The organism is Coralloluteibacterium stylophorae, assembly GCF_018122625.2.
Classification (GTDB): Bacteria; Pseudomonadota; Gammaproteobacteria; order Xanthomonadales; family Xanthomonadaceae; genus Coralloluteibacterium; species Coralloluteibacterium stylophorae.
Genome location: NZ_JAGQFT020000004.1, coordinates 402,234 through 409,446, shown reverse-complemented (window position 1 = coordinate 409,446; position 7,213 = coordinate 402,234). Strand labels below are relative to the sequence as shown.

General features: G+C 64.5%; 7 protein-coding genes. 3 read left to right on the top strand and 4 right to left on the bottom strand.

Translation table 11 applies throughout. The annotated features are described in order from the left end of the window. Positions 1 to 77: 77 nt before the first annotated feature. Entirely contained in the window at positions 78 to 608 is a 531-nt protein-coding gene (locus KB893_RS08535; RefSeq protein WP_338026909.1) for a transposase, read from the bottom strand. A gap of 358 nt (positions 609 to 966) precedes the next feature. On the opposite strand from KB893_RS08535, the gene KB893_RS08530 reads away from it, so the two are divergent. Continuing rightward, positions 967 to 1,890, top strand: a complete 924-nt coding sequence (locus tag KB893_RS08530) for an alpha/beta fold hydrolase (protein WP_211925349.1) — start codon at positions 967 to 969, stop codon at positions 1,888 to 1,890. A 665-nt stretch (positions 1,891 to 2,555) separates the two neighbouring features. Here KB893_RS08530 and KB893_RS08525 read toward each other — a convergent pair. After that, positions 2,556 to 3,467, bottom strand: coding sequence for a LysR family transcriptional regulator (locus KB893_RS08525; RefSeq protein ID WP_211925350.1), 912 nt, complete (start codon positions 3,465 to 3,467; stop codon positions 2,556 to 2,558). Between the two features lie 353 nt (positions 3,468 to 3,820). Continuing rightward, positions 3,821 to 4,561: an SDR family NAD(P)-dependent oxidoreductase gene (locus KB893_RS08520; protein WP_211925351.1), complete on the bottom strand. Its 741-nt coding sequence runs from the start codon at positions 4,559 to 4,561 to the stop codon at positions 3,821 to 3,823. A 547-nt stretch (positions 4,562 to 5,108) separates the two neighbouring features. Here KB893_RS08520 and KB893_RS08515 point away from each other — a divergent pair. Beyond that, positions 5,109 to 5,939, top strand: coding sequence for a sugar phosphate isomerase/epimerase family protein (locus tag KB893_RS08515; RefSeq protein WP_211925352.1), 831 nt, complete (start codon positions 5,109 to 5,111; stop codon positions 5,937 to 5,939). A gap of 21 nt (positions 5,940 to 5,960) precedes the next feature. Here the strand turns inward: KB893_RS08515 and KB893_RS08510 are convergent, their stop codons facing one another. Beyond that, a complete protein-coding gene (locus tag KB893_RS08510; RefSeq protein ID WP_211925353.1) occupies positions 5,961 to 6,662 on the bottom strand; it encodes a transposase in 702 nt (233 codons plus the stop codon). Positions 6,663 to 6,801: 139 nt separating this feature from the next. Here KB893_RS08510 and KB893_RS08505 point away from each other — a divergent pair, with 139 nt between their 5' ends. Beyond that, positions 6,802 to 7,092 (top strand): hypothetical protein, encoded by a 291-nt coding sequence (locus KB893_RS08505; RefSeq protein ID WP_211925354.1) that lies wholly within the window; start codon positions 6,802 to 6,804, stop codon positions 7,090 to 7,092. The last annotated feature ends 121 nt before the right edge of the window (positions 7,093 to 7,213 follow it).

Genomic DNA, 7,213 nt, shown 5'->3' with positions numbered 1-7,213 from the left:
GGCGGCACCGCTACAACCACACCCGCCCGCATCGCGCCCTCGGCGGCCTTCCGCCGGTTCGCTTCGCGATGGCACACTCACCCACTGCCTCTAGTTCTGGCTGACTCGAAAGAACGAGGACGCTTCAGGTACTCAGGGTGTGGCGTCAGGATCGGATCGGGGTGGTCATCGGCGTTGCATCGGTAGCTCGACCAGCGATACCCGCCCGGCGAGGCGGTCATGTGCGCCCGGACCGGGTTGAGCTCGATGTAGCGGTAGCACCGCAACAAGTAGTGCTCGCTATCGACGAGAGCGGATTTGAAGCGTCCTTCCCACAGGGTGCCGGTGCGCCGGTACCGGGCGTTGAAGCAACCAACGTAGCGGCGTCCGATAGCCTGCATCATGCGGGAGACGCCGCCGGCCTCCTCGGGCGTGACCAGGAGATGGACGTGATTGGTCATCAGCACGTAGGCATGGATGGCGCAGCGGTGCTTGACCGATGCCTCGCGCAGTTCCAGCAGGTATTGCCAATAGTCGATCTCGGCGGCGAAGCAGACCTGGCGGTTGTTCCCGCGCTGTACGATGTGCTGCGGGATCCAAGGAAGATCGAAGCGAGGAAGGCGGGCCATGAGGCATCGGGCGCAGGGCGAGGTGCGTGATCATCGGGGCAGGCAGCGACTTCGGCATCGCTAGGTCGCCTCCCGGCGTGGCGGCGGTCAGCGCCTTCAGAGGTAGGAAAAAATGAACCGGACCCCTTTGCCCGACCCCTTTTCCCTGGCCCCTTATTTCCCCTTTTACCTGCCTTTTGCCTTTGCTGCGGATCACCCCGTCACGCGAAAGCACGAATATCGGATCGCTCTTCGTCACGACTGTCCTGGCAGTAGACATCCATGATGGCCACTTCCCATGCCCGCCGTGCCGTATCGCCCGCCGATCTCGGCGACCTTATCCTCCACCCGCTTCCCATTCCGACGCAGGAGAAATGACATGCTCCGCTTTCTGATTGGCGCGATTCTGGCGCTGGGCATCGCTGTTCCAGCTGCTGCACAGGTGCACCCCTTTCCCTCCTCGTTCCGCACGGAAAATATCGCTTCGGGCGGAGCGACACTGCATGTGCGCGTCGGCGGGGAAGGCCCAGCCGTCGTGCTGCTCCATGGCATGGGCGACACGGGTGACATGTGGGCGCCGCTGGCGGAAGCGCTGGCACGCGACCATACTGTCGTCGTTCCCGACCTGCGCGGCATGGGATTGTCCTCGCACCCCGAGGGCGGCTACGACAAGAAGACCCAGGCGGGCGATGTACGTGAAGTGCTGTCGAAACTGGGGATCGACAGATCGATGGTCGTCGGGCACGACATCGGCACGATGGTCGCCTTCGCTTATGCGGCGCGGTATCCGCAACTTACCGACAAGCTAGTGGTGATGGATGCGCCCGTGCCGGGGATCCCTCCGTGGGACCAGATCGTGCGCAATCCGTTGCTATGGCATTTCGATTTCGGGGGGGCAGACGCCGAGCGGCTCGTCGCGGGACGAGAACGCATCTATCTCGACCGCTTCTGGAATGAGTTCGCCGCGGGCCCGGGCAAAATCGATGAAGCGACGCGCCAGCACTACGCTGCCCTGTATGCACGCCCGGGCGGGATGCGCTCGGCCTTTGCTCAGTTCCGCGCCATCCGCCAGGACGAGAAGGACAACCAGGCGGTGCTGACCCACCGCTTGGCGATGCCTGTTCTGGCGGTCGGCGGTGAGAAATCCTTTGGTTCAAACGAGGCCGTGGTGATGCGTAACGCCGCCGACAACGTCACCGAAGTGGTGATACCGGGCGCCGGCCACTGGCTCATGGAGGAAGCACCCGAGGCAACCATCGCCGCAGTCCGCACGTTCATCGATCAACCCGCTCCGCGCCCCTGAACGCCATCCTACATCGGACAGCTCCATGAACCCTCGACCACTGCGAACCAGGTGGGAATAAGGTGTGGAGTAAGGGGTCTGTGGAGTAAGGGGACGGGTTCATTCGCTGGCGGTGCTGCGGGGCGCACGGAGGCCGGTCACGCGGGCGCACGCGTACGGCGCGGAGCGTCAGCGCCTCGATCTGGGACTCGAAGCTCTCGGAGCCCCAGACTCTCTGCTGTTGCGTGGTCGAGCGTAGCGAGTCGTGTTCGGCCGGTCAGCGCCTTCCCTGACGAAGGCTTTGTACGCGGCCGCGCGCTCGACGTTGGTTCTCCCCAAGGCCTGTACTCAGGGTGTGGCGTCAGGATCGTATCGGGGTGGCCATCGGCGTTGTATCGATAGCTCGACCAGCGATAGTCCCCGGCGAGGCGGTCATGTGCGCCCGAACCGGGTTGAGCTCGATGTAGCGGTAGCACCGCAGCAGGTAGTAATCGCTATCGACGAGAGCGGATCCGAAGCGTCCTTCCCACAGGGTGCCGGTGCGCCGGTACCGGGCGTTGAAGCAGGCGACGTAGCGCCGCCGATTGCCTGCACCATCCGGGATACGCCGCCGATCTCCTCGGGCGTGTTCAGAGTCGAACGCGGTCGTTCATCAACACCAAGGTCCGACCGGTGGAACGACGCTTTTACCGGGCCGCCCGCTGCGACTCGCGAAGCGAAATGGCCCTACAGAGGTTCTCGCAGCATTCGATCATCATCTCCGTCAGCACCCGGACCTTTCGTTCGGGATGCCGGCCCGGCGGCCTCACCACGTAGATGCCAAGGCTCGGTGGCGGGTAGCGGGTCATCACCGGGACCAGCGCTCCCGATTGCAGATGGTCGATGATCAACTCCCTGGGAATCCCGGCGACGCTTAGCCCGGCGAGGGCGGCGGCGACGCACGCGACGGCGTTGTCGGCCTTGAACCGGCCGTGCGGCTTCAACGTGATCACCCTGTCGCCATCCAGCGCGAGCCAGGTCTCCGTTCCCTGCATCACGGCATCGTGGGTGCCGAACTCCTCGGGCGTCTCCGGTGCACCGTGCCTGCTGATGTATTCGGGTGTCGCGACGTACAGGGCGGGCGTATATCCGACCTTTCTTGCAATCAGATTGGAATCGCTGAGGTGGCCGATCCTGATCGCGCAATCGAAGCCCTCGCCGACGAGGTTCACGAATCGGTCGGTGTAGCACGCCCGCACCTGCAACCGGGGGTTGAGGCGCGCCAGGTCCGCGATCACCGGAGCGAAGTGGGTAGGACCGAACGTCAGCGGGGCGGCGATCCGGAAGCTTCCGCTCAGTTCCCCCGCCGGCTGCATAATTTCCTTGGCGGCGTCGACCTCCGCGCAGATCCTCGCGGCGTGGTCCCGGAAGATGATCCCCGCCGCCGTGAGCGCGGCCCCGCGCGTGGTGCGAGCGAGAAGCTGGATCCCAAGGCCGGCCTCCAGCCTTCCCAGCCGTCGGCTGACGATCGACTTGGAGACGCCGAGCCGGAGGGCGGCAGCCGTTACGCCTCCCGCGTCGGCGACCTCCACGAAAGTGCGTAACTCCTCGATGTGCATATGGGATTTCCGGTTATGCGGGAGCTGCGGGCCATATGACCCTGCAGCATCATGCCGGCTCGCGGGTGTATCCCCATCGGCCGGGCCCGATCAGGAAGGCGACGGCGCGGGAAGGTGATCATGGGCTCCTGGTCCGACCGAGCGGATCGGCCCGCGGCACGAGCGGCCCGCGGGACAACTTGCGGCAGCAGGGCCCGCGGTTCCCTTGGCATACCTTGCCCTCGGTAACCAGCCGACACCGGCGGATGCCTGCGAGCGGTAGCGAACGGCAGGCGGCGCTGCTCCCGCGCTATCCGGGCGGTCGCCGCGGCCGGCCGCTCATGCCCGGGCCGGAGAACCCGGGATCGGCCCCGTCACGCGAGCGCGCCCGCATCGACATTCAGCACGGCACCCGTGATCACGCTGGCGGCGGGGCTGGCAAGGAAGACGACGGCGTTCGCGATCTCGCGGGGCTGTGCGTAGCGCCCCAGCGACGTCATGCTGCGCTGGGCGTCCGCACTCGGTCCGTCCGCCGGATTCGCATCCGTATCGGTCGATCCCGGCTGCACGAGATTCACGGTGATGCCATTGGGGCCGAGTTCGCGCGACAGGCCACGGGTGAAGGACGTCAGCGCTGCCTTGGAGACGGCGTAGGCCGTCACTCCGGGAAACGGTACCCGCTCGCCCAGGCCGGAGCCGATCGTCACGATGCGGCCGCCATCGGGCAGGTGCGGAATGGCGGCTTTCGCGAACAGCATGGGCGCGCGCACGTTGACGTCCATCAACTTCTGATACGCGTCCAGGTCGAGGTCGGCGACGGTTCCGTAGTAGGCGATCGCCGCGCTGTTGATGAGGATGTCGAGGCCGCCGAGCGCCGATACGGCTTCATCGACGGCCCGCGCGATCGCTCCGGGATCCGCGCTGTCGGCCTGGATGCCGAGGGCGCGGCGGCCCGTTGCCTCGATGGAGCCCGAAACTGCACGTGCCTTCTCGACCGAGTGCTGATAGGTGAAGGCAACGTCGGCGCCGTTCTCGGCCAGCGCCAGCGCGATCGCCGCGCCGATCCCGCGCGATCCGCCGGCAACCAGCGCACGCTTTCCGCTCAAGTCGATCATGGTCTTTGTCCCTGCATAGGAGTCCGGCCCGGGCGCCGCACGCGACGCATCGATAACGATGGGAGGATCCCAGCGCCGGGGCGCGTAGTCTGGCGCCAACCATGGTCGTTGCTCAGTGTCGGAATCTGCCGAACTGTGTTGCCGAAACGGGAGCGCCCTTCGAGCGTGTTTGTGCAGCGATGACGAACGGCGTAGCGGCCTCCGATGTCTGCGCCGTGCCGAATATGCCGCCGACCTCCTCTGGCATGACAAGGAGAGGGGCGCGGTTGGTCATCGGCACGTAGGCGCGCACGGCACCGTGGCGCTCGCTCAATGCCCTTACGGGCAGTTCCAGCTGGGACTGGCAATAGTCGATAACGGCGGCGAAGCAGGCCTGGCGGTCATTCCCGCGCCGTACGATGTGCTGCGGGATCCAAAGAAGATCGAAGCGAGGCTGCGACTTCAGCGGGCGCTGATCATGCTCGCGTCGGCGCCGTTACCTTTTCGCCATCGACGTTCGTCGCCTATGCTGGGTGTCCAAAGGTGACACAACAAATGGACGCAAGGCATGACGATTGGCATCTGTACCTGGACGCTGGGGCTCGACGATCTGGACACGCTCATGGACAGGGTCACGGAGCTGGGGTTCGACGGTGTCCAGATCAACGATCTTTGGGAATCCTATTCGGTCGCGGACATCAAAGACGCGATCGAACGGCGCGGGCTGTCGCTGATCGCCGTCGACGCGCAACGTATTGCGCCCCAAGACGCGCCGAACCTCGAGCGTGGCCTCGAAGCCTATCGCCACGTCATCGAGGTCGCCAGTCAATTGGGCGCACCTTATGTGACGCTACCAATTCTATCGGCATGGGTTCAGGGGCTCGAGTCGCCGTTCGACGCGCTGGTCGAGGGGTGTCGTTCGCTTGCCGATTATGCAGCGCATGTCGGGGAGAGCGGCCCGAAACTGGTCTACGAAGTCGTCAATCGTAAGGAAGTGCCGATGATATTCACAGCAGAAGAGGGCAATCGGCTGCTGGCGGCCGTAGGCCGGAAGAACGTCGGCCTGATTCTCGATAGCTATCACATGCATCTCGAGGAAGACGATCCGGTAGCGGCGATCGAGGGTAGCCGCGACACGCTCTCGATTTATCATATCTCCGACTCAACGCGGGGTGGTATCGGCAGCGGCAACGTCGACTTTCGCGCGCAGTTTGAGGCTCTGGTATGCATCGGTTTCCAAGGGCCGGTGGTCATGGAGTGCCTGCCGCCGATGCACGAACCGAGCTCGCCGGTAACCAGTGAGGGCGATCGTAGTATTTTGGAGGAAGAATACGCTCGCTCGCTGGAAGTATGGCGCGATTACGCGGCGTCAGTTGCATGCGCCCGAGCCTACAAATAGGCAATGAATGCTCAGGCTCATTTACCGAAGTAGCTGCTGAGTGTGCGGAGGCCGGCCCTGCGGGCGCACGCGTAGAGGCCGAAGCGTCCGCGCCTCGATCTGGGACTTTGCTCGCTCGGAGCCCCAGGCTCTCTGCTGCTGCGTGGTCAGGCGTAGCGAGTCGTGTTCGGCCGGATCGGTGCATTCACGGACGAAGGCTGCGTAGGCGGCCGTGCGCTCGACATCGCTCCTCCCCGAGGCCTGATGTTCGGGGTGTGGTGTCAGGATCGGCTCGGACCGGCCATCGGCATTGCATCGGTAGCTCGACCAGCGATACTCGCCCGGCGAGGCGGTCATGTGCGCCCGGATCGGGTTGAGATCGATGTAGCGGTAGCACCGCAGCAGGTAGTAGTCGCTATCGACGAGAGCGGATCCGAAGCGTCCTTCCCACAGGGTGCCGGTGCGCCGGTACCGGGCGTTGAAGCAACCAACGTAGCGGCGTCCGATCGCCTGCATCATGCGGGAGACGCCGCCGGCCTCCTCGGGCGTGACCAGGAGATGGACGTGATTGGTCATCAGCACGTAGGCATGGATGGCGCAGCGGTGCTTGATGGATGCCTCGCGCAGTTCCAGCAGGTATTGCCAATAGTCGATCTCGGCGGCGAAGCAGACCTGGCGGTTGTTCCCGCGCTGTACGATGTGCTGCGGGATCCAGGGAAGATCGAAGCGAGGAAGGCGGGCCATGGGGCATCGGACGCAGGGTGAGGTGCGTGATCATCGGTGCAGGCAGCGACTTCGGCATCGCCAGGTCGCCTCCCAGCGTGGCGGCGATAAGCGCCTTCAGAGGTAGGAAAAAATGAACCTGACCCTGAGGTAGCGCAGCGTGCTCGCCGGCGAGGGCGACAACGCCAAGCGCCGGCGCGAGACGCACGCCACCGAGGCCGATGCCCTGGCCGCGGCATCGGCGGAATGGCAGCGGATCCAGCGCGGCGCGGCGACGCTCTCGCTGCGCTTGGCACGGGGCAGGGCAGAGCTCTCCCCGGAGCAGCGTGCGCGGCTGTCGGGATTCAAAGTCGATATCAACGGAACCAATTGGATCATCACGAAGGTCAGACACGCGGTCGATGGGGCCACTGGCTTTACGACCGAGCTGGATCTCGAGCGCGAGATGTAGGCGGCATTTTTGCAACGATAGATAACATCTATCGCTGTGCTCTTTCCCATTTACAAATTGAATGGTGAATTGGGTTGAATGTTAGGATGAATTGTCCCTTAATCAAGGTTTCTACAACAGG